This window comes from Pandoraea anapnoica (genome assembly GCF_902459765.1).
In the GTDB taxonomy this organism is placed as follows: Bacteria; Pseudomonadota; Gammaproteobacteria; order Burkholderiales; family Burkholderiaceae; genus Pandoraea; species Pandoraea anapnoica.
Map to the genome: position 1 here is coordinate 250,937 of NZ_CABPSP010000003.1, position 21,853 is coordinate 272,789.

Sequence of the window (21,853 nt, forward strand, 5' to 3'; positions counted from 1 at the left end):
CCGCTCCTGTGTGAAGTCGCTATGTGCATTTCTGCACAAAGTAGATGCAGATTTTCGCTATGTAAAGCAAATTCGCACAAATACAATTTATGAGCGCCACGCATAGACGTTGGCGACTAAAGCATAAAAGACCTGAAGGAGACAAAAGCGATGAAGATCAAGCCGTGGCTGCTCGCGCTGGGACTCGGTGCGGGCTTGGGATTGTCATCAGCCGGAACGTTTGCGCAGTTGCCGGACCGGCCCGTCAAGGTGGGCGTGCTCACCGATATGTCGGGCACGTATTCCGCGATGGGCGGGGCGGGGTCGGTCGTGGCCGCACAAATGGCCATCGACGACTGTCTGGCCGCCGAATGCAAAGGGATGAAGGTCGAACTGGTGTCGGCCGACAACCAGAATAAGGCCGACGTCGCCGCCAACAAGGCGCGCGAATGGTTCGATCGCGACAACGTCGACGCGATTGCCGATCTGACGAACTCGGCGGCAGCGCTCGCCGTGCAGAAGCTCGCGATGGACAAGCAGCGTGTCGTGCTGTTCTCCGGGCCCGCCACCACGCGCCTGACCAACGAAGACTGCTCGCCCACGGGCTTCCACTGGATGTTCGACACCTACTCGCAGTCGGCCGCCACCGCCCGCGCCGTGGTCGGCGACGGCGGTAAGTCGTGGTACTTCATCACCGTCGACTACGCCTTCGGGCACTCGCTGGAGAAAGACGCCGCCGATATCGTGAAGACGCTCGGCGGCACGGTCGTGGGCCAATCGCGACACCCGCTCAATGCGTCCGATTACGCATCGTTCCTGTTACAGGCGCAAAGCTCGAAGGCGCAGGTCGTGGCGCTCGCCAACGGCGGGCAGGACACCGTCAACGTGCTCAAGCAGGCGCGCGAATTCGGCATCGTGCAGCGCGGTCAGAAGCTCGCCGCACTGCTGGTGTTTCTGTCGGACGTTCACGCCCTGGGCCTGAATACGGCACAAGGGCTGCTGTTTACCGACGGCTTCTATTGGGACTTCGACGACGCCTCGCGCACGTGGTCCGACCGCTTCCAGAAGAAGTACAAGAATCTGAAGCCGACGATGGTGCAGGCCGGTGTGTATTCGAGCGTGCTGCATTACCTGCGCTCGGTCGCGGCGGCAAAGAGTGTGGACGCGAAGGTGGTTGCGCAAAAGATGCGTGAATTGCCGATTCGCGATCCGATCATGCATAACGCGTCGATTCGTCCGGACGGACGCGTGATTCACGACATGTATCTGTTCCGCGTGAAGTCGCCCGCCGAGTCCAAAGGACCGTGGGATTACTACACTAAAGTGGCCACCGTCCCCGCGACGGAAGCCTTTCAGCCGCTGTCGAAGTCGACCTGTTCGCTCGTGAAGACGAACACGGCAGCCAAGTAACCGAGATCGGGCCGTCACCCGACGGTCCTCAACCCTTACCCGAATCCCTGCATTCGTTTCGATCTGGAGAGCGTGTCATGTCCCTACCCACCATTCCGCTGCTCATCGATGGCAAGCGCGTTGAATCGAAGACGTCGCAGTGGCGCGACGTCGTGAACCCGGCCACGCAGGAAGTCGTCGCGCGCGTGCCGTTCGCCACGACCGAAGAACTCGATGCGGCCGTGGCCTCCGCCAAAGCGGCCTACAAGGGCTGGCGCAACACGTCGCAGGCCAATCGCATGCGTGTGATGCTGCGCTTTCAGCAATTGCTGCGCGATCACACGGGTGAACTCGCCGAACTGATTACGCGCGAACACGGCAAGACGCTGCCCGACGCCGAAGGCGAAGTCGGACGCGGTCTCGAAGTCGTGGAGCACGCCTGCTCGATTGCGTCGCTGCAACTCGGCGAGTATGCACAGAACGCGGCCGGTGGCGTCGACGTCTACACGCTCATCGAACCGCTGGGCGTGTGCGCGGGCATTACCGCGTTCAACTTCCCGGTGATGCTGCCATGCTTCATGTTCCCGCTGGCCGTCGCCACCGGGAATACGTTTGTGCTGAAGCCTTCGGAACAAGACCCGAGCGCGTCGCTGCGTCTCGCCGAACTCGCGCTCGAAGCCGGGCTGCCGCCGGGTGTGCTTAACGTCGTGCATGGTGGCCCGGACATCGCGAACGCGATCTGCGATCACCCCGATATCAAGGCAGTGTCGTTCATCGGCTCGACGCATGTCGGCACGCACATCTATCGTCGCGCGTCGGAAGCCGGCAAGCGCTGCCAGGCGATGATGGGCGCGAAGAATCACTGCGTGATCCTGCCGGACGCGGATCGCGAGCAAGCCATCAACCATTTGCTTGGCGCGGCCTTCGGGGCGGCGGGGCAGCGCTGCATGGCGACGTCGGTCGCGGTGCTGGTGGGCGAAGCGCGCGAATGGGTGCCGGAACTGGTCGAGCGCGCGCGTGCGCTCAAGGTCGGGCCGGGCACGGATCGCAAGGCGGACGTTGGACCGCTCGTCTCGAAGCAGGCGCGCGCGCGCGTGGAGAAACTGATTGGTGCAGGGGCGGAAGAGGGCGCAAAGCTGCTGCTCGACGGGCGCGGTCACTCGGTCAAGGAAGCACCGGACGGCAACTTCGTCGGTCCGACCATCTTCGATGGTGTGACGGCCGAAATGTCGATCTACCGCGAGGAAATATTCGGGCCGGTGCTGTGCATGGCCGGAGCCGAGACGCTCGATGAAGCCATTGCCTTCGTCAACGCGAATCCGAACGGTAACGGCGTGGCGCTGTTCACGCAGGACGGCGGTGCGGCGCGTCAGTTCCAGAATGAGATCGATGTCGGTCAGGTCGGCATCAACCTGCCGATTCCGGTGCCGGTGGCGTGGTTCAGCTTCACGGGTTCGCGTGCATCGAAGCTGGGCGATCTCGGGCCGAACGGCAAGCAGGCCATTCTGTTCTGGACTCAGACGAAGACCGTCACCGCACGCTGGCAGGCGCGCGGCACCGGCCCGTCGGGGGTGAACACCACGATCACGCTGAAGTAACGCGCCCTTCCACGGATTTCGGAGACAGACGATGGCTACGGAAACTCAACAAGGGACGCTACGTGTCGCGTTCATCGGGCTGGGCAACATGGGTGGTCCGATGGCGGCGAATCTCGTGAATGCCGGACACGCGGTGCGCGGCTTCGACCTGTCCGGTGCGGCGGTGGAGCGTCTCGCGGCCGCGGGCGGCAGCGCGGCGAAATCGATTGCCGACGCGGTGCGCGACGCGCAGGTCGTCATCACGATGCTGCCTGCCGGTGAGCATGTGCTTGCGGCGTACGACGGTCCCGAAGGCGTGCTGGCGAACGCGGCACCGGACGCCGTACTGATCGACAGCAGCACGGTGCCGCCGGAGATTCCCCGTCAACTGGCGAAGCTTGCACGGCCCGGCACGTTGCTGCTCGACGCGCCGGTCTCGGGCGGCACGGCAGGTGCGGCGGCGGGCACGCTGACGTTCATGGTCGGTGGCGATGCAGCGCTCGTCGAGCGTGTGCGGCCGTTGCTGGGCAACATGGGCCGCGCGATTCACCACGGCGGCCCGCTCGGCGCGGGACAGACGCTCAAGCTGTGCAACAACATGTTGCTGGGCATTCTGATGGCGGGCACGAGCGAGGCGCTGCGGCTGGGCATTGCGAACGGCCTTGACCCGAAGGTGCTCTCGGCCGTGATGCAGCAAAGCTCCGGACGCAACTGGACACTGGAGGTTTATAACCCCTGCCCGGGCGTGATGGAGAATGCGGCGTCCTCGCGCGGCTACACCGGCGGTTTCGCGACCGACCTGATGGCGAAGGACTTGCGTCTCGCGCACGGTGCGGCCGAGTCGAGCGACGTGGCGACGCCGCTGGGCGATCTCGCGCGCCGTATCTTCGAGGTGCATCGCGCAAACGGTCATGGCGGGCTCGATTTTTCGAGCATCTTCCAGGACCCGGTCACGCTGGCGCAGGCGCTGGATGTGAAGTAGCGTGTTCGCGCATCGAGCGAGATGCGCGAGAGCAAAAACGCCCGTCGGCATCGTGCCTGACGGGCGTTTTGGTTTGTCGTTGCGGATCTGACGGGAGCGTTCTTCCGATTAACCGGCGATCATGCGATGCAACTGGTCAAGCTCCTGATTGAGCGCACGTTGTTCGTCCGCCGACAATCCGCCACCATGCTGTGCGGCCATGTCGCGGGTTTCCTGCGCAATGGCGTCCAGACGCCGATGCAGGTCGTACCCACGCGGCGGCGGGTAATAGCCCTGATTCACGTGATTGTCGATGTCGCGCGACTCGTTGCCGATGCGACGGTCGATCTGCTCACGGCGCTGCACGGCCACGGTGTGCGGGTCTTGCTCGACGACGACACGGGCGGCCGGAGCCGGGCGCGGCGGCTCGACCACGCAGCCCGACAGGCTGCCGACCACGCCCGCCAGTCCTGCGAGCAGCGCGATCGTGGCCAGTCCGTGGGATTTGCCGAGGCGACCGGCGAGTGGTTTGCGAGAAGTAGTGTGTGGGACGTTCATGATCGTTATTGGCCCAGAGGTACGCCAAGACGGCGTATGAGCATTCTCACGAAGCGGGGACGGACCGAACAGCAATGTTGCAATCGGTTGCAACCATTTCAATGCCGCGAATATCGGCGTATCATCCGGCCCCAACGGCTACCCCCACAGTCGCCAACCAGTCGTTTCTCAGCGCTTGCGAGCGCCACTTCGTCATCATGATCGTCCGTCCCAATCTGCATTGGCTGCGCATGCTATTCGTCGTGCGTGGCTCGATCTTGCCCAAGATCGCCCCGCAGCTCATTTTCACCACGATCATTTCGATTGTCGTCACGCTCGCGCACGGGCGCATCTTCGAATGGAAGATCCCGCTTACGTTCATTCCGTTCTCGCTGATCGGCATTACGCTCGCGATCTTTCTCGGTTTCCGCAACACCACCAGCTACGCCCGCTATTGGGAAGCCCGTGTGCTCTGGGGCAGTGTGCTCAACGAGACGCGGGCGCTGTCCCGCCAGTCGATGACGCTCGTCTCGGACACCTCCGATTCGCCGCGCTTCGTCGCCTATCTCATCGCTTTCGTGCATGGTATGCGCCACCAACTGCGCGGCACGGATCCGCGCGCCGACTTCGAGCGTCTGCTCGATAAGGAAGATGTGGCGTGCTTAAAACGCAAGCAGTTCAAGCCGATCGCCATCCTGCTGATGGCGGGCGAGTGGCTGCGCGAGCGCCGCATGCGCGGGCAGATCGAAGCGCCGCTGGCACAGGTCATGGAGATGCATCTGGACCGCCTCGGCGAAGCCATTGGCGGCTGCGAACGCATTGCCACCACGCCGATTCCCTTCACGTACGGCGTGATCCTGCACCGCGTGACGTATCTCTATAGCCTGCTGCTGCCGTTCGGGCTGGTCGACTCCATCGGGCCGATGACGCCCGTGATCGTCGCCTTCATCTCGTACACGTTCTTCGCGCTCGAAGCGGTGAGCGCCGAGATCGAAGAGCCGTTCGGTCTGGAAGCGAACGATCTGGCGCTCGACGCCATGTCCGAGACCATCGAGCAATCGCTGCGGGAAATCCTGCATCGCCAGCACACGGCGCAAGTGCGGGCGCGCGAGCACCACATCATCACCTGAGCCGTCTGAGTCCTCGGCGGCCGGGAGGCCGCCGACACCTCTTCCAAAAAATTTAATACTAAAGTCTTTGCTTTAGTTTCTTGTGCGACTATACTCAAGTACATGCTTGACCATGACAACACCCTCGATCTGACTTTTCAGGCACTGGCCGATGCCTCTCGCCGAGCGATGCTCGTGCGGCTGGCGCAAGGGCCGGCGTCGGTGAGCGCGCTTGCGCAGCCCTTGTCGATGTCGTTGCAGGCGGTCATGCAGCACCTGTCCGTGCTGGAGAGTGCGGGGCTGGTGCGAACGGAAAAGGCGGGACGTGTGCGCACGTGCCGGATCGAACCTCAGGCGCTGAGCCTTGCAGAACGATGGATCAACCAGCGCCGTCACGAGTGGGAGGGCCATCTTGACCGATTGGGCGAGTATCTGGCCAGCCTGCCACCCGAAGGAGACCTTCATGACGACAGCAAGTGAAGCAAAAGCAAACACGCAAACGCGTCCGCTCACCGTTGGCCGGACGTACGCCGTAGCGCGCGACGTGGTGTTTCGTGCATGGACCTCGACCGACGCCGTCAAGCGCTGGTTCTGCCCGACCGGTTACACGGTGCCTGAAGCGCAGATCGACGCTCGCGAGGGCGGCGCTTTCGACCTGCGCATGCAGTCGCCCGAAGGCGAATCGCACTGGATACGCGGGCGTTTCGTCGAAGTCGATGCGCCGAAGCGTCTGGTCATCGACATGAAAGTGACCGACGAGAAGGGGCACGCTTTGTTCAGCGCCCTCACCACGGCGCGCTTTACGGATGTGGCGCAAGGCACGCAGCTCGACGTCGAGCAACGCTATACGGTGCTCGATCCGGCCTTTGCGTGGATGCCGGAAGGCGCAGGGCAGGGATGGACGCAAACGCTCGACAAACTGGGACGCGAAGTCATGCGTGAAGCCGAAGCACCGACGCAACGCAGTGTCGTGCATTCGACGTTTCGTCTCGAACGCCAGTACCCTGCATCGCCCGCCCGTGTGTTCCGCGCACTGGCGGAGCGCGAGGCAAAGGATCGATGGTTTGCGCGAAGCGACGGCCTGACGCTGATCGAGCGATCGATGGATGTTCGTCCGGGCGGCCGTGAAACGGCGAAGGCTCGGTGGACGAGCGGCATGGTGTCGACTTTCGATGCGCTCTACTACGATGTGGTCCCCGACACGCGTCTGGTCTACGTGTACGAAATGCATCTGGATACGCGCAAGATTTCGGTGTCGCTTGCGACCATCGACATCAAGGCGCGCGATGACGGTACCCATCTCGTCATGACCGAGCAAGGCGCATTTCTGGACGGTTACGACGACGCCGGGTCCCGTGAGCGCGGCACCAATTCGCTGCTCGACGCCCTCGGCGCATCGCTCACCGACTAAACTTTCGCCTCGACCTTTCTCACCGCTTGCGACGCCGCTGCTCGCCGGGTCTTACCGGGCGCAGCGGCGTTTCTATTCTCTGTTCGCACCAACGCGGTGCATTGATTGTCATCAAAAGACGCAATAGTTCCTCGACAAATATCGCATTTTTCATTGCAAGCGAGAGTTCTAGACTTCTTTCCATCGACGGCGCAATTCAAAACAAAGTCGTCGCAACATGACAGGAGTTAGGAAAATGAACCGCAAGAACATCGCAATCGCCCTTATCGCCGCTGTGGCTTCCCTTGGTGCCGTTGCTAGCAACGCCGCCGAAAACGGCAACAACTACCCCGAAATCGCTTCGCAAGGTCAGCCGCTCACGCGTGCTGCCGTGCAAGCCGATCTGGCTCAGGCTCGCGCCAACGGCCTGATCCCGCAAGGCGACGCCGACTATCCGGTGTATGTCGCTTCGGGTGAGAGCAAGACCCGCGCCGAAGTGAAGACGGAACTGGCGCAAGCCCGCGCTGAAGGCCTGATGGCACAAAACGATCAGGACTACCCGGTCGCCGCCGTCGCCCAAGGTTCGAGCGTGTCGCGCGCCGACGTCAAGCAAGAGCTGGCCCGTGCCCGCGCTGCTGGCCAACTGAACGAGTTCCAAGGCAGCTGATCGCCGCGAGGCTGATACGGCCGCAGCAGTCGAAAGTTAAAAAGCCGTCCCGGGTGTGATGCCCGGGACGGCTTTTTTGTATTTGCGATCTGTCGCAACTCGTCGACGAGCGCGACGTTCGTCAGGCTTTCATGAAGCGCAGCGCGATGCGGGCGAGCTTCGGCACGAAGGTCGGACGCAACAGGCGCTTGTCGTAACCGTCCATGCGCCGGGCGTCCTCTTCCAGGCACAGCAGGATCAGATCGCGCGGCTTCAGCGATTCGCCGATGTCGGCCGTGCCCGTCGCAGGAAAATTGGCGTCGCGTGCGACGCCGTCGGTGTCGATGCCGCGCGCGATCGCCATGCGATCCCAGATCAGCGTGACCCAGACGGCTGCGACACGGGCGTAAAACCACGGACGCTTCCAGAACGGCAGCGTTCGCCGGTACCAGGCCACCCAGTTCGCGAAAAAGAGAATGTGGCGTGCTTCTTCCTGAATCACCGGTTCAAACGTCTCGACGAGTGCTTCGGGAAAATAGCCGGAGCGCTGCGCCGAGCGGAATAGACCGAAAGCGACGAAGCTGTCGATGCACTCGCTGAAGCCGGTCTTCATCCACGCCCATTCGGCGTCTTTCGGCGGCGGGTAAGGCGGCTCGGCGGCGAGTTCGATGCCGTAGGCTTCGACGAGTTTGGAGAGCACGACCTTGTGACGCGCTTCTTCCTCGCCGTCCATGACGAGGGCTTCACGCAGCAGCGGGTCCTGAATCGTGGCCGCGTAAGTAGCGACGCGAATCGATGCGCGTCCTTCCGTCTGCACGGCGATGTCCCAGATGGGCAGCGCGGTCAGACGTTTGAGGGCGTCGGGCGGCAGCCTGGGCCACTCGATGACGGACGGCTTGTAGGGGTTGTGAGACTCCAGCAGCATGCGGCAGAACATGCGTTTGTGGGAGTCCGAACCAATTTTCACGGGGCCGTCGACATCGTATTGCCAATGCCGCATGACATGGTCGGCCTGCGCTACGGCGGCCGCTAACGTGTCGGACATCTGGTCGGGATATCGCATTCGGTATGAGGTCTGTCGGCGTCGACAAAAATCATATCACCAAGCGCTATGCACGCGCCGTGCAGACCGTCTCGTGTAAAGTCCGCACAGCGCGACGGGTGAAATATTTGGTAATTGTTGCGGCGCGTGCAACGCAGGTATTCGCGCGACGCGCTATATCGCGCACGCAGACGTGTCTAGACTGTAGAGCCGCTGTCGCAGTTTTCGCAGCTACCTTGCAATGGACTCATCATGTCGCTGACCCTTGAGCAACTCTTTCCGCAGCATCGTCCCGAAGGTGAAGCCGTGGCTACGGCTCTCGATAGTCACGCTGTCGTACAGGCGTTGTCGCTCGCCGTTGCCGACCATCCGCTCGCGCTGCTGCGCATGATGTACCCGGCCACCGACGCGAACACGCACCGCAGCCGCGATGAACTCACGGAAGTGCTGCATCGTCATGGCCTGCATCAGGTCGCCGGACTGATCGAAGAAGAATCGCCGTATCTGATGTTCACTTCAGCCGAGCATGCGCATCTCACGCTCGTGGAAATCCGCCGTTACTCAGCCGCCATTGCCGTGCATCTTTATTATCGTGGGCTGGCCGGTGTGGAAGCGGAAACGCGCCTGCGCGCCGACGCCCGTGTGCCCGCCGACGGCCACTTCAAACCGTTCGACTGATCGTCGAATGATTGGCCGGACGGGGATGCACGCTATCGATGCGATAGCGTGCGTTAGCGATGGCAGGATCTCGGCGAGGGATCGCTCAGGCGTGAGGTTTGTCGCCTGCGCGCGATGTCCCGGTGTGATCCTGAGACGTTGAGGTGTCGGCGGTGGCTGGCTCGGGTGTCTTTTCCGGGGCGCTGTCACCGTCCCAGCCAAACGTGACCTGTCGCTGTGCGCGACGCGTCGCCCGCTCGCGCGCCATCTGCTCTTCGAACTGACGACGCCCTTCCTTCGCGGTGGCGATCATCTTGTTGCGATCCTGGTAGGAGGGATACATTTCGTCCGTCAACTGCAAATTGGCGCGCCTGAACGCCATCGTCGCTTCACGAGCTTCGGACGCCGGCCACCCCAACGTTTCGAGCACCGAGCGCGCGCTGCGCAGCGACGACTCGAAGACTTCCCGCTCGATGTGCTTCACGCCACGCTCGCGCAACTGGAACAAGTGTCCAACGTTGCGCGCTCTGGCGATGACGGGCACGTCGGGGAAATGCTCGCGCATCAGATCGGCGATTTCGAGCGACTGATCGATATCGTCCACTGCGATGACCACCGCACGCGCGTTGGCGACGCCCGCAATGCGCAGCAGATCGAGGCGCGTCGCATCGCCGTAGAACACGCGAAAGCCGAACTGGCGCAGACTCTCGATGGTGTCCGGATCGTGATCCAGCACGGTAACCGACACGCCCTGCGGAATCAGCGTGCGGCCGACGATCTGGCCGTAACGTCCGAAGCCGCAGATCACCACGTTGGCCGACTGCGGCTCCGAGATCTCCTCCATGCGCGGCGACCCCTTCACGCTGTAACGTGGCAGCAACCACTTGTCGATGGCCACGAGCAACAGCGGAGAGAGCAGCATCGATAGCGCGACAGCGCCGATCAGGAACGACGACACCGCCGGCGGCAGCACTTGCGGTCCGGCCGACTGGAACACCACGAAGGCGAATTCGCCGCCTTGCGCGAGCAGCAGCGTGAAGATCGGACGCTCCTGATACGGCAACTGCATCAGGCGCGACAAACTGTAGATCGCGAGTCCCTTGAGCGCCATGAAGCCGATCACTACAGCGAGCATGCGCAGCGGTTGCGCCATCAGCACACCGAAGTCGATGCTCATGCCCACGGCGATGAAGAACAACCCCAGCAGCAATCCCTTGAACGGCTCGATGTCGGTTTCGAGTTCGCGACGGTATTCGCTTTCGGCGAGCAGCACGCCTGCGAGGAAGGCACCGAGCGCCATCGACAACCCGACCAGTTGCATCAGCGTCGCGATCGCGACGACCAGCAACAACGCCGCCGCCGTGAAGATCTCGGGTGTCTTGCTGTTAGCAATCCAGCGCAGCAGCGGACGCAGTGCGAGACGGCCGCCGAGAATGATGGCGGCAATCACGCCGACGATCTTCAGAGCTTCGAGCGCGCGCGCCGTACCCGTCAGTGCATGACTGTCTACCGAATCGGCGAGCAGTGGCAGCAATGCGAGAATGGGGATCGCGGCGACATCCTGAAACAGCAGAATCGAAAAACCCGCCTGACCGCTGGCGGTGGCGAGCATGTTGCGCTCGGCCATCACCTGCAAGGCGATAGCGGTGGAGGACAGTGCGAGACCGAGCGCGGCGACGAGGGCGATGCGCCACGGCGCACCGAGGGCGACGCCCGCTCCAAACAGCAACACGGCGCACCCGATGACCTGCGCCGAGCCCCAGCCGAAGATCGGCCGTCGTAAGCTCCACAGGCGGCGCGGTTCCAGTTCGAGACCCACGAGGAACAGCATCAGCACCACGCCGAATTCGGCAAAGTGCAGGACATCTTCCACTCGCGAGACCAGGCCGAGGCCCCACGGGCCGATGGCGATCCCGGCGGCAAGGTAGCCGATGATCGCGCCAAGACCGAGCGCTCGGGAGAGCGGCACGACAATGACGGCCGCCGCCAGATAGATGAGGCTGGCGAGCAACCAGGACGGCACATGTTCCATCAGGCGGCCCTCCCGGGAGCGGTGTCGGTGGTGTTCTGCGTGCTGTCGCCCGTGGCGCAGCGTGGCCGATCCGTCGACGGGATCGCCTGACATTCGGCGGCGTCCGCCATCGAGATCAGTTCCGGCCAGTGCGGGTAAGTGGCGAGACGTCCGGCGAATTCGCTCACGTGGGTGTCGAGCGCAGCGGCGTCGCAGCGTCGTGCGCCAAAGAGCACATGCGGCGGCAAAAAACGCATGCCGCACAGTTGCGACGTCTGCTCGTAAGCGGGCAGGAAGGCAGAAAACTCGTGCTGGTTGTACCCTTCGGGACGGTAACTTTCGAGCGGCCCGCCGGTGCTGGCCACGAGCCAGAGGTCCTTGTTGGCGAGTGCATGGCCGTCCTGACCGTAAGCCCAGCCCCACGACAGCACTTCGTCGAACCAGAGTTTCTGCAACGGCGGCATGCTGTACCAGTAGATCGGATGCACGAGCACGATCAGGTCGGCGCGCGCCACGCGTTCCTGCTCGGCGGCAACGTCGATGCTGAAGTCGGGGTACGTCGAGTAGAGATCGTTGACGTCGACACCGTCGATGCCGCGTGCGGCTTCGAGCAGGCGTCGGTTGACGCGCGAGTCGCGCCAGCGCGGATGCGCCACGATGACGTAGACGGCACGCTGCGGGGCACTGTCGTGGGTGTCCTGTGCGGCTTGCTGGAGACGGGAGGAGGCGGGGGCTGTCATGCGGGGGAGGATACTCCATTCGTATGACGCACGGCATCGGACCAAAGTGTTGCGACCGGCACGTTAAGATGCACGACACACCGACACCGGGAGCCGGTGAGCGGCCGCTGATCCGCTAAAGACTCGGCAAGCAAAGCCGTTAGGAATAAAGGGACCGCGGTGCGTTTTGGGCGCGCCGCGGATCAAAAAAACGAATAACAAAACACTTCGCGCAGGCGGTGCAGCCATGCACACGTCAGTGCTTTTCCGACATGTCGCCGCAAGCCTTTCGCAATACCGTCAATCTGATCTATCACGGACGCAACGTGGCGCTCACGCTGTTGCTCGTCGCCTTGCTCTACAACCAGACGTTCTGGGTGTTCGCGAGCGCGGTGGCGGCGGCGCTCTGCACGGGTGCGCTACATGAGGCGGCCCGTATGCCGCAGGACGAGGATTTGCCGCCGCGTCCGCTCGTCATTCAGATCATCCGCATCTCGGTGCCCTTGCTGCTCACGATGTTTGCGCTCGGCTACGGCGCCGTCTGGCTCAATCGCCACTTCGGCTGACCTGTCGCTGCGTCGCGGCGTCGGTGATGGGGCACGGGTCCGTCAGGCGTCTGCGTGCCGGACCGTCATCCCTTCACTTCACCCACTGAATATCGTTAGGCGCTTGCGGCGGCAACTTGATCGCCAGCACCTTGAACTCGCCGCTGGTGTTCTGCGACCCGGCATGCACGGTGCCGCGCGGAATCACGATCAGATCGCCCGGATGCACTTCGCGCTGCTGGTCGCCCAGCCAGAAGGTGCCGCTGCCCGAAATCACGTACTGAATTTCATCGGCATCCTGATGGGTGTGACGCGGCACGTTCCCGCTTTGCACGGCGACGGTGCCGTTTTGCGTGGCGACCAGCGTGCGCGAGCGCAGCGTACCCACGTTGGGGACGAGCTTGCCGATCTGCTCGTCGGTCATCGCGCCGACGTCGATGATCTGTGGCGTGAGCGGCGCAGCTTGCGCTACGGCGCTCGGTATCAGATGGGAAGACAGGAGGCCGGCAGCGAACGCGGCAGGCACAGCGGCAAGCAGGACATAACGGCGCATGTTTGGATTCCTTGGCTAAGACGTGTGGTGACGACGGCTAGGGAAATGCACGGACGAATGCGAGAGATACGAAAGGGCCTCGGGGCACACCGATGTGTCCCCCGAGGCCCTGTGCCGGACTATACGCCCACTCGCGACAGCGCGCGAGATGGGGAAAGTCGGTGTTGCGGGTATTAGCCTTGCTTGTGCAGCAGTGCGTTGCGGCGGGCGTAGGTGAAGTAGATCACCATACCGATCGCGAGCCACACCACGAAGGCGATCCACGTGGTCGTTTGCAGATGCGCCATCAGGAACAGGCACAGCCCCACGGAAATGAGCGGCACGACCGGTGCACCCGGCACGCGGAACACTCGCGGCAGGTCGGGGCGCGTGCGGCGCAGCACGAGCACGGCCACCGACACCAGCGCGAACGCCGACAAGGTGCCGATGTTGATCAGCTCGGCGAGCACACCCAGCGGCACGAAGCCTGCGATCACGGCGAACACCACGCCAATGATCCACGTGCCCGCGAACGGCGTTTTGTGCGTGGGGTGAATGCGCGAGAGCAGTGGCGGCAGCAGGCCGTCGCGCGACATGGCGTAGGTGATGCGCGTCTGGCCGTACGTCATCACGAGAATGACGGTGGTCATACCGAGAATCGCGCCCAGATCGACGAAGCCTGCGATCCAGTTCTGTCCGGCATATTGCAGCGCGAGCGACACCGGGTGATCGACCCCGGCGAACTGCGCGAACGGCACAATGCCGGTCATGATCGCAGCCACCGCCACATACAACAGGGTGCAGACGATCAGCGAGCCGATGATGCCGATGGGCAGGTCGCGTCCCGGGTTACGCACTTCTTCGGCGGCGGACGTGACGGCGTCGAAGCCGATGAAGGCAAAGAACACGAGCGCGGCGGCGTTGAACATGCCGCTGGTGCCGAACGGCATGAACGGTGTCCAGTTGGCCGGTTTTACGTGCCATACACCCACGGCGATGAACAGCAGCACGACGCCGATCTTGATCGCGACCATCAGGTTGTTGATGCGTGCGGACTCGCGCACGCCGTACGACAGCACCCACGTGATAAGCAGCATGATCACGACGGCGGGCAGGTTGATGAACGTAGTCACGCCGGGCACGCTGCCGGGCGCTGCGGTAATCGCGGCGGGCAGATGAAGGCCGAATCCGGCGGCAAGCGACTGGAAGTAACCGGACCAGCCGACGGACACGGCGGAGGACGCCAGCCCGTATTCGAGCATCAGATCCCAGCCGATGATCCACGCGACGATTTCACCGAGCGTGGCGTAGCTGTACGTGTAGATGGAGCCGGAGACGGGGATGGTGGAGGCGAACTCGGCGTAGCACAGCGCGGCGAAGCCGCAGGCCATCGCGGCGATCATGAACGAGACGGTGAGCGCGGGGCCAGCGGTCAGCGCGCCGGTGCCGGTGAGAACGAAGATGCCGGTGCCGATAATGGCGCCGATGCCCATGAGGACGAGGTCGACCGGGCCCAGCACTTTCTTGAGATCGCCGGTGCGACCCGCGACCAGCATGTTCTCGATGTTTTTGGTTCGAAAAAGACTCATTGCCTGCAAAAGGTTCCTGCAACGTATGCCCCTGGCGTTCGCGTGGCGAGCGCCATCCGGGGAATCTGCGGGAGACGTGTCCCGCAACCTGGCTGCAAAGGGCACCCGGGCTTGTGGCCGCTCGCTCCCATGCGTGGCGGAAAGCCACAGGGTTTGACGAACCACGTCGTTGCGCTAGCGCCGCCCGGACACAATGCACGGGCAATACGGCCGACACCGGCGGGCGCGGGTAGCGCGTGCCGACGATGAGGCATGGCGATAGGCATGCCACGACGCCGCCGCCCAGGGAGAGGGCGCGCCGGGGCGGGACGAACACAATCGAGACTTACTGAGGATCCTGCCGGACTGTTGTGACCGCCGCGATGCTTTGATTCTTCGCTGCGGCACACCGGAGATAGGTCTGCTGAAGGGTCTGCAATGTTGGTGCACGGGGACGCCGAAAGGCGTCGGTGTGCAAGGGCTCGCTGTCCTGCGGTCCGGCCATCGGCGCCCGTTCGGCACCTCCGCCTGGCCGGAATTGCTCACATTTTAAGCGTTTTTCCCAAAGTGCGTGTAGTTACTGCTTAATTAGGGGCGGATGGGGGAGTGGCGGGGATCTACTGAACACCACATCCCGCCAACACCACCTCGCCCTGGCCAGCCTCCGGGCCGCGGGGGCTGCCGATACCCTGACTGCGCTCCACCTGAAAGTCGCTCCGTCAGGGCACCGACAACCCCCGCCACTCATCTGCCCAATTTCAAACCGTCGGTCCGCACGCGCTATCGGTTCGGGCCGCCCGGACCTCCGCCCGGCGGACGGCCCCCACCATGGCCGCCTCCATGACCCCCGCCATGTCCACCCCCGTTTCCGCCACCGTTTCCGCCACCGTGCCCGCCCCCATTTCCACCTCCCGGCGGACGCGGACCCGGACCACCGCCCTGGCCGGGCGGGCGCGGCCCCGGGCCTGCGCCATGTCCCGGCGGCCTTGGACCCGGTCCCGCCCCATGACCCGGCGGACGCGGGTGGCCCGGGTAGTAACCGTGTCCCGGCGGTCGCGGCCCCGGCCCCGGTCCCCAATGAGGCGGGCGCGGTCCCGGCGGAGGACGATGCCAGTAACGCTGATCGTTGTACCAGGGACGGTTACGGTAATAGTTGCCCCAGTACGAACCGATAGAGAAGGTGATGATCGGCAAGCCGATCATCGTCCCGTAGTTCAGCACAGGCACCGGATTGCCCTGATAGGGATAGCTGAGCAATGCGCCGTAGATCCATCCGCGTGCACCGGGCAAGCCGATATCGCACCACGAATAGCCCGCTACACAGCCGTAGACCGTCACCGGCATGCCAGGCCCCGCCTGAGCGACGACCGGGTAGTCAGACGCCGGGCCTGCCCGCACATTGGCCGATGCGTTGATGACCGCCTGCCCGGACTGTGCCGACGCGACGCCGGGCACCGCGGCAAGCGTCGTCAGCACGGTCGCGGCCGCGACGACCAGTGGCAAGGTTTGTTTGTTCATGTTCGCCTCCCTGATCTCCCTGATTCGGGCGATGCGCGACGATGGCCGTCCCGAACCTCTTCACGCTTCTTCACGTGCTCCATGTCGGTTCGACCGGATGCCCTGCCCGATGGTTTGCGGTAAAGCGTAACGAAACGTTGCCGGAATATTGTCGCGTGTTACGGGGGCGATGTTCGCCCACCGTCCCATGCACGCCGCCGCGCATGGGGGTCTCTGCGAGATCAGTACAGCACGACGGAACGGATGGACTCGCCGCGCTTCATCAGATCGAAGCCTTCGTTGATCTGGTCGAGACGCAGCGTGTGCGTGATCAGATCGTCGATATTGATCTTGCCTTCCATGTACCAGTCGACGATCTTCGGCACGTCGGTGCGGCCACGCGCGCCGCCGAACGCCGAACCCTTCCACTCGCGACCCGTCACCAACTGGAACGGACGCGTGCTGATCTCCTGACCCGCTGCGGCCACGCCGATGATGAACGATTGCCCCCAGCCCTTGTGGCAGCATTCCAGCGCCTGACGCATGGTCGTGACGTTGCCGATGCACTCGAACGAATAGTCCGCGCCGCCGTCGGTCAGCTGCACGATGGTGTCGACGACGTTTTCCACTTCGTTCGGGTTGATGAAGTGCGTCATGCCGAACTTCTTGGCGAGTTCCACACGTCCCGGGTTGATGTCGACGCCGATGATCTTGTCCGCGCCGACCATCTTCGCACCCTGAATCACGTTCAGGCCGATGCCGCCCAGACCGAACACGACGACATTCGCGCCCGCTTCGACCTTCGCCGAATAGACGACGGCACCGACGCCGGTCGTCACGCCGCAGCCGATGTAGCAGACCTTGTCGAACGGCGCGTCGGAGCGGACTTTCGCCACGGCAATTTCCGGCACGACGATGTAGTTCGAGAAGGTGGACGTGCCCATGTAATGGAAGATGGGCTTGCCGTCGAGCGAGAAGCGCGACGTGGCGTCCGGCATCAGGCCGCGACCCTGCGTGCTGCGGATCGCCTGACACAGGTTGGTCTTGCGCGACAGGCAGAATTTGCACTGACGGCATTCCGGCGTGTACAGCGGAATGACGTGGTCGTCCTTCTTGAGCGTGGTCACACCGGGGCCGACGTCGACGATCACGCCCGCGCCCTCATGGCCGAGGATGGCGGGGAAGATACCTTCCGGGTCGGCGCCGGAGAGTGTGTAGTAGTCCGTATGGCAGATGCCGGTGGCCTTGACCTCGATCAGCACCTCGCCGGCACGCGGCCCTTCCAGATCGACTTCCTCGATGGTCAGGGGTTTGCCCGCTTCCCAGGCAATGGCGGCTTTGGTTTTCATGGCGTTATTCCTCGTTGCTACGTCGTTCGGGGGAATCCCTTCGCGACGTACCATACCGCGTTCTAAAGTCACGCGCGAGTCTTGACGCGCCATGTCGACAAAAAAGACGTCGCTGGATACATGAATCGCTCAGCGCCGTGCGCCGCTGCCCAGCGGTGCCACGATGTGATAGAAGCCCTGTGCGTCGATCGGGCGTGCGAACCAGTAGCCCTGCGCCTCGTCGCAGCCCAGTTCGGTGAGCCGCTGCGCCTGCGCCTGTGTCTCGACGCCTTCGGCCGTCACACGCAGCCCCAGCGAGTGCGCCATGGCGACGACGGCGCTCACGATGGCGTGGCTCGGTGCATGCGTGAGCATGTCGCGCACGAAGCTCTGATCGATCTTCAGTCGATGAATCGGAAAGCGGGTGAGATAGGCAAGACTCGCGTAGCCTGTGCCGAAGTCGTCCACGGCAATCTCTACGCCCATGTCGTGCAGCGAGCGCAGACAGCCGACGGCGGTGCTGGAGTCGCCCAGCAAGACCGTCTCGGTGATTTCGATTTCCAGATGACGCGGTTCCAGCGCATGGGCGTTAAGCGCGCGCTCGATCATGCCTACGACGTCCTGCCTCGCGAATTGCTGTGCGGAGACGTTCACGGAGATGCGCGGCAAATGGCCGCAGCGTCGCAGTAACCGGCTCGCCTCCCGGCAGGCGGTCTGCATCACCCACTCGCCCAGCGGCAGAATCAGCCCTGAAGTCTCGGCAATCGGCACGAATTCCGCCGGGCCGACCGCGCCAAGCGAGGGGTGACGCCAGCGCAGCAGTGTCTCTGCGCTGCGGATTTCGCCCGTCGAGAGCGTGACCTGCGGCTGGTAGACGAGATGCAACTGCGAATGCGACGCCTCATGCACGGCCACGCGCAGCAGCGTTTCCAGTTCGTTGCGGCGGCGTGCCTGTGAATCCATCTCGCTGCTGAAAAAGCGCAGACCACCACCGGCGGCGCTGGCAATGCCGAGCGCCACATGGGCCCGCCGCAGCAGTGTCTCGGGGGTATTTCCGTGATCCGGGTAGCTGACCGCGCCGATGCTCGCATCCAGCGCAACGGAGTTCTGATCGACGTCCACCCATTGTGCGAGCCGCGCCTGAATGCGCGCAGCGAGCAGGCGTGCGTCGTCTCCGGTTTCGTTGGTGACGATCACGAACTGACTGCCGCCCAGACAGGCGAGGGCGTCCTCGGGGCCGCTTGCCTCGCGCAGCCGCTCGGCCGCGATGCGAAGCGCCAGCTCGGCGGCGGGTGGACCGAAGGTGCTGCGCAGTTTGCGCAGGTGATCGAGTTCGACCAGCATCACCGTCAGCCCGACCTGCTGAATCGCGCAGCGATGGATCGCCAGTTCGAGACGTTCGTTGAGCAAGGTCTGATTGGGCAGGCTCGTGACCGGGTCGTGGTGCGTGACATACCAGAGTCGCGACGCCACTTGCACTTGCTGCGACAGATCGAGCACGATGCCGACCCAGCGGCGCTCGCCCGGTGCGTGTTCGACGCAAGAGAGCGCGAGACGGATCGGCAGCCAACTCCGGATGTGAGTGAGCAGATGCCACTCGTCGTCATACGGCACCGCTTCATGCGCCGACAGACTGGCCAGTGCAGGCAGGCGGCGGCGTGCCAGTTCCGCGGGATCGAGCAGGGAGAGGAAGCTGCGTTTGCCCAGGAGGTCGTCGGGCATATAGCCGGTCAGGCCTGTGAACGCCGCGTTCATGCGTTCGAGCATGCCGTCGTCGGTACAGACGAACATCGCATACGGCGCGCTGTCGAGCGCGGCACGGCTCAACTCGCCCTGGACGTCGGGCACCCGACGAGGTACGGGATCGTTCACGTCCGTACCTCCCGAAAGCCGACCCGGCCGGGATTCAGGAACGTCATGCAACACCTCCCTGGCGTCGCGATTTTTATCTCGAAAATCGAGCGATCTCGTCGCCCGATTCCTCTTGTTTTTCAATTGGTTATGAACGCCATTCTGCCACGATGCAAGCGTCTTCGTGCAAGGGAAAACGCGGGGTCGGAAGGGGTTCCGAAAAGGCGGCGGCACGCGCATGCTGTGGGCTGGCGTCACCGATGTGGAAATGCCTCGCCGGACCTAGTCCGTATGGCTTCGCGAGGAGCCGTTCGGTATCATGCGGCCTATTTCCGTCGGGATGACACCGAAATGGCGTCGATCTCGCCGGTGGTGCCGCCAGTGCATTTTTACGGGCAAGCGGACGACCGCGAACATTTGGGTACTGAGGGAAGGCGACGTTGCATAGCATCCGGACAAAGACGACCGGTGTGACACGGGGCCTGCGGCAGGCATGCGGCAGAGGCCGGTCTGCGCGCGCGCGTTCGTGGCGGTGCCTCATGTGCCTGAGTGTCCTCGTGACCGGGCTGGCAGGGCAGGCAGCGGCGCAGTCGTCGGCCGCCGGTAATGCGGGCAATGCCAGTACCGCCGGGACCACTTCCGTCAGTGTGCGTGACGCCAATGTCCGGCAAGTCGTGCTCGGCATCATCAGTTTCACCCGCTGGCCGACGACGCCTGCGAAAGTGCGTCTGTGCGTGGCGGGCAACACCGACTACGCGCGCGACTTGCTGGCGGCTCAGCCGTCAGGCAGCGCGCCACCGGTGGAAGCGCAACGCATCTCCCCTCTGGAGCCGGCCATCGGTTCGTTGTGCGACGTGTTGTACCTCGGCGCGATGAGCGACACCGAGCGTCGCCAGGTGCTGGCCAACCTCGCCGGTCATCCCGTGTTGACGATCAGCGAGCGCAACGACTCGTGCACCGTCGGCACGATGTTCTGCCTGAACATCGATGCGGACCGGGTGACCTTCGATATTAACCTCGACACGGTCGCGCGCAGCGGCGTGCGTGTCCACCCGAACGTGCTGAAGCTGGCGCGAAAGCCGGCAACGCCATGACCACCCAATTCCCCCCAGCCCATCCACCGCCGTCCGGACCCGGGACGCCCATGGCCGGACTGCTGTCACCGCAGGCCGCGCCAGATGCGGCGGCCGGTGCAGCGGCGCACGAATCGACACAAGAGCCACCGCCAGGTGCCGCCGCCGTGACTTCGACGCCGCCTGCTGCGTCGTCCGTGCGTCGGCGACGACCCTCCTTGCAGCGCGTGCTTCGACGCACGCATCTGCGTCTCGCGGTCTCCGCCGTGGTCCTCGCCGCCCTTCTGCTCTCCGGCGTCGCGTGGATCGCGTTGCGCGCCTACGCCGAAAACAATCTGCTGCTGATCGGCCGCTCGCTGGCCTACACCGCCGAAGCGGCGGTTGTGTTCGGCGACAAGGTCGCGGCGCAGGAAGCGATTGCGCTCATTGCCAAAGACGAAGACGTGGTTCAGGTGCGCGTGCTCGATGCGCGCAACGCGCAGTTCGCGATGTGGCGGCGTCCCGACGGCGGCACGCTCGCGCGGATCGAGCGAACCGTCGCCGACATCGCCATGCCCGGCCCGGTGACGTTGCCGATCCGTCACGAAGACAAAATTGTCGGCACGATCGAAGTCCAGGGGCAGGGCAAGCAGTTCTTCGTGTTTCTGATGAGCGGAATCGGCGGTGTGCTTGCGTGTCTGGCCGTCACGTTCGGCGTTGCGAATGTGCTCGCCAAGCGGATGCATCGCGATATCGTCAAGCCGCTGCGTGCGCTGGCGGAAGTGGCGCACGCGGTGCGTCGCGAACGGGCGTTCCACCAGCGCGTGGCCGCCACACCGATTGCCGAACTCAAGGAACTGGGCGACGACTTTAACGCGCTGCTCGACGAGTTCGAGGGCTGGCAGAACCATTTGCGCGCCCAGAATGCGACGCTCGCCCATCAGGCGAATCACGACCCGCTGACGGGGTTGCCCAATCGTGCGTATTTCGAGTCGCGGCTGGTGCAGGCGCTCGACGAAGCGCGTGAGTTGGGCACACACGTCGCGCTGTTGTATCTCGACAGCAACCGCTTCAAAGACATCAACGATCAGCTCGGCCACGACGCTGGCGACGCGGTGCTCGTAGCGATTGCCGAGCGTCTGCGGCAGCCGCTGCGCGAGGGGGATTTGGTGGCGCGTCTGGGCGGCGACGAGTTCGCGGTGATGCTGCCCGGCGTGCGGCAGACGTCCAACGCCGTACGTCTCGCGCAGAACCTGCTCGCCTCGATGGAGCGGCCGATTGCACTGCCCGACGGCAGCGAGCTGGCCACATCGATGAGTATCGGTGTGGCGTTGTACCCGACACACGCCAACGACGCGGTAGCGCTGCTGCGCGCGGCGGATGCGGCGATGTATCAGGCCAAGCGTGCCGGAGACGGTACCTGGCATGTTGCGGAAAGCCCCAAGGGATAAGGCGGCGAGCAA

General features: G+C 63.8%; 20 protein-coding genes. 11 read left to right on the plus strand and 9 right to left on the minus strand.

Annotated features, from left to right (window positions below):
* Positions 1 to 150: 150 nt before the first annotated feature.
* The 3 genes from PAN31117_RS06775 (at position 151) to mmsB (ending at position 3,927) form a co-directional block, all read left to right on the plus strand.
* Positions 151 to 1,389, plus strand: a complete 1,239-nt coding sequence (locus PAN31117_RS06775) for an ABC transporter substrate-binding protein (protein ID WP_039393011.1) — start codon at positions 151 to 153, stop codon at positions 1,387 to 1,389.
* A gap of 77 nt (positions 1,390 to 1,466) precedes the next feature.
* Positions 1,467 to 2,966, plus strand: a complete 1,500-nt coding sequence (locus PAN31117_RS06780; RefSeq protein WP_150664548.1) for a CoA-acylating methylmalonate-semialdehyde dehydrogenase — start codon at positions 1,467 to 1,469, stop codon at positions 2,964 to 2,966.
* Between the two features lie 31 nt (positions 2,967 to 2,997).
* Positions 2,998 to 3,927 (plus strand): 3-hydroxyisobutyrate dehydrogenase, encoded by a 930-nt coding sequence (gene mmsB / locus PAN31117_RS06785; protein ID WP_150737516.1) that lies wholly within the window; start codon positions 2,998 to 3,000, stop codon positions 3,925 to 3,927.
* A gap of 108 nt (positions 3,928 to 4,035) precedes the next feature.
* Here mmsB and PAN31117_RS06790 read toward each other — a convergent pair whose 3' ends face one another.
* The gene (locus tag PAN31117_RS06790) at positions 4,036 to 4,464 is read right to left on the minus strand and encodes a hypothetical protein (protein ID WP_246188943.1); all 429 of its coding nucleotides are present in this window, start codon (positions 4,462 to 4,464) and stop codon (positions 4,036 to 4,038) included.
* Between the two features lie 197 nt (positions 4,465 to 4,661).
* On the opposite strand from PAN31117_RS06790, the gene PAN31117_RS06795 reads away from it, so the two are divergent.
* The 4 genes from PAN31117_RS06795 (at position 4,662) to PAN31117_RS06810 (ending at position 7,609) form a co-directional block, all read left to right on the plus strand.
* Positions 4,662 to 5,573, plus strand: a complete 912-nt coding sequence (locus PAN31117_RS06795; protein ID WP_150737517.1) for a bestrophin family protein — start codon at positions 4,662 to 4,664, stop codon at positions 5,571 to 5,573.
* 102 nt (positions 5,574 to 5,675) lie between these two features.
* Complete coding sequence (locus tag PAN31117_RS06800; protein ID WP_039401336.1) at positions 5,676 to 6,032, plus strand: ArsR/SmtB family transcription factor; 357 nt, start codon at positions 5,676 to 5,678, stop codon at positions 6,030 to 6,032.
* Positions 6,016 to 6,963, plus strand: a complete 948-nt coding sequence (locus PAN31117_RS06805) for an SRPBCC family protein (protein ID WP_150737518.1) — start codon at positions 6,016 to 6,018, stop codon at positions 6,961 to 6,963. Before PAN31117_RS06800 ends, PAN31117_RS06805 begins: the two co-directional genes overlap by 17 nt.
* A gap of 235 nt (positions 6,964 to 7,198) precedes the next feature.
* On the plus strand, positions 7,199 to 7,609 hold the full coding sequence (locus tag PAN31117_RS06810; protein WP_174990858.1) for a DUF4148 domain-containing protein: 411 nt from the start codon (positions 7,199 to 7,201) through the stop codon (positions 7,607 to 7,609).
* A gap of 121 nt (positions 7,610 to 7,730) precedes the next feature.
* On the opposite strand, the gene PAN31117_RS06815 is transcribed toward PAN31117_RS06810, so the two are convergent.
* Positions 7,731 to 8,633 (minus strand): ferritin-like domain-containing protein, encoded by a 903-nt coding sequence (locus PAN31117_RS06815; protein ID WP_150737520.1) that lies wholly within the window; start codon positions 8,631 to 8,633, stop codon positions 7,731 to 7,733.
* A gap of 249 nt (positions 8,634 to 8,882) precedes the next feature.
* On the opposite strand from PAN31117_RS06815, the gene PAN31117_RS06820 reads away from it, so the two are divergent.
* Complete coding sequence (locus tag PAN31117_RS06820) at positions 8,883 to 9,308, plus strand: hypothetical protein (protein ID WP_052252296.1); 426 nt, start codon at positions 8,883 to 8,885, stop codon at positions 9,306 to 9,308.
* 85 nt (positions 9,309 to 9,393) lie between these two features.
* On the opposite strand, the gene kefC is transcribed toward PAN31117_RS06820, so the two are convergent.
* Positions 9,394 to 11,319 (minus strand): glutathione-regulated potassium-efflux system protein KefC, encoded by a 1,926-nt coding sequence (gene kefC / locus PAN31117_RS06825; protein WP_246188944.1) that lies wholly within the window; start codon positions 11,317 to 11,319, stop codon positions 9,394 to 9,396.
* On the minus strand, positions 11,319 to 12,038 hold the full coding sequence (kefF, locus tag PAN31117_RS06830; protein WP_150737521.1) for a glutathione-regulated potassium-efflux system oxidoreductase KefF: 720 nt from the start codon (positions 12,036 to 12,038) through the stop codon (positions 11,319 to 11,321). The genes kefC and kefF overlap by 1 nt, the downstream gene beginning before the upstream one ends.
* A gap of 251 nt (positions 12,039 to 12,289) precedes the next feature.
* Between kefF and PAN31117_RS06835 the strand changes: the two genes are divergently transcribed.
* Positions 12,290 to 12,583, plus strand: a complete 294-nt coding sequence (locus PAN31117_RS06835; RefSeq protein ID WP_150737522.1) for a hypothetical protein — start codon at positions 12,290 to 12,292, stop codon at positions 12,581 to 12,583.
* A 73-nt stretch (positions 12,584 to 12,656) separates the two neighbouring features.
* Here the strand turns inward: PAN31117_RS06835 and PAN31117_RS06840 are convergent, their stop codons facing one another.
* The 5 genes from PAN31117_RS06840 to PAN31117_RS06860 all read right to left on the minus strand — a co-directional run bounded on the left by PAN31117_RS06840 (position 12,657) and on the right by PAN31117_RS06860 (position 19,359).
* Complete coding sequence (locus tag PAN31117_RS06840; protein ID WP_150737523.1) at positions 12,657 to 13,115, minus strand: cupin domain-containing protein; 459 nt, start codon at positions 13,113 to 13,115, stop codon at positions 12,657 to 12,659.
* Positions 13,116 to 13,288: 173 nt separating this feature from the next.
* A complete protein-coding gene (gene bcaP, locus PAN31117_RS06845; RefSeq protein WP_150737524.1) occupies positions 13,289 to 14,683 on the minus strand; it encodes a branched-chain amino acid transporter BcaP in 1,395 nt (464 codons plus the stop codon).
* A 759-nt stretch (positions 14,684 to 15,442) separates the two neighbouring features.
* A complete protein-coding gene (locus tag PAN31117_RS06850) occupies positions 15,443 to 16,180 on the minus strand; it encodes an SH3 domain-containing protein (protein WP_150737525.1) in 738 nt (245 codons plus the stop codon).
* Between the two features lie 221 nt (positions 16,181 to 16,401).
* Entirely contained in the window at positions 16,402 to 17,508 is a 1,107-nt protein-coding gene (locus PAN31117_RS06855; protein WP_150560610.1) for an S-(hydroxymethyl)glutathione dehydrogenase/class III alcohol dehydrogenase, read from the minus strand.
* A gap of 129 nt (positions 17,509 to 17,637) precedes the next feature.
* The gene (locus tag PAN31117_RS06860) at positions 17,638 to 19,359 is read right to left on the minus strand and encodes a putative bifunctional diguanylate cyclase/phosphodiesterase (protein WP_150737526.1); all 1,722 of its coding nucleotides are present in this window, start codon (positions 19,357 to 19,359) and stop codon (positions 17,638 to 17,640) included.
* Positions 19,360 to 19,877: 518 nt separating this feature from the next.
* On the opposite strand from PAN31117_RS06860, the gene yfiR reads away from it, so the two are divergent.
* Positions 19,878 to 20,432 carry a regulatory sequestration protein YfiR gene (gene yfiR, locus PAN31117_RS06865; protein ID WP_150737527.1) on the plus strand — a complete coding sequence of 185 codons (555 nt, stop codon included), beginning with the start codon at positions 19,878 to 19,880 and terminating at the stop codon, positions 20,430 to 20,432.
* A gap of 146 nt (positions 20,433 to 20,578) precedes the next feature.
* A complete protein-coding gene (gene dgcN, locus PAN31117_RS06870; protein WP_150737738.1) occupies positions 20,579 to 21,841 on the plus strand; it encodes a diguanylate cyclase DgcN/YfiN in 1,263 nt (420 codons plus the stop codon).
* Positions 21,842 to 21,853: the final 12 nt, after the last annotated feature.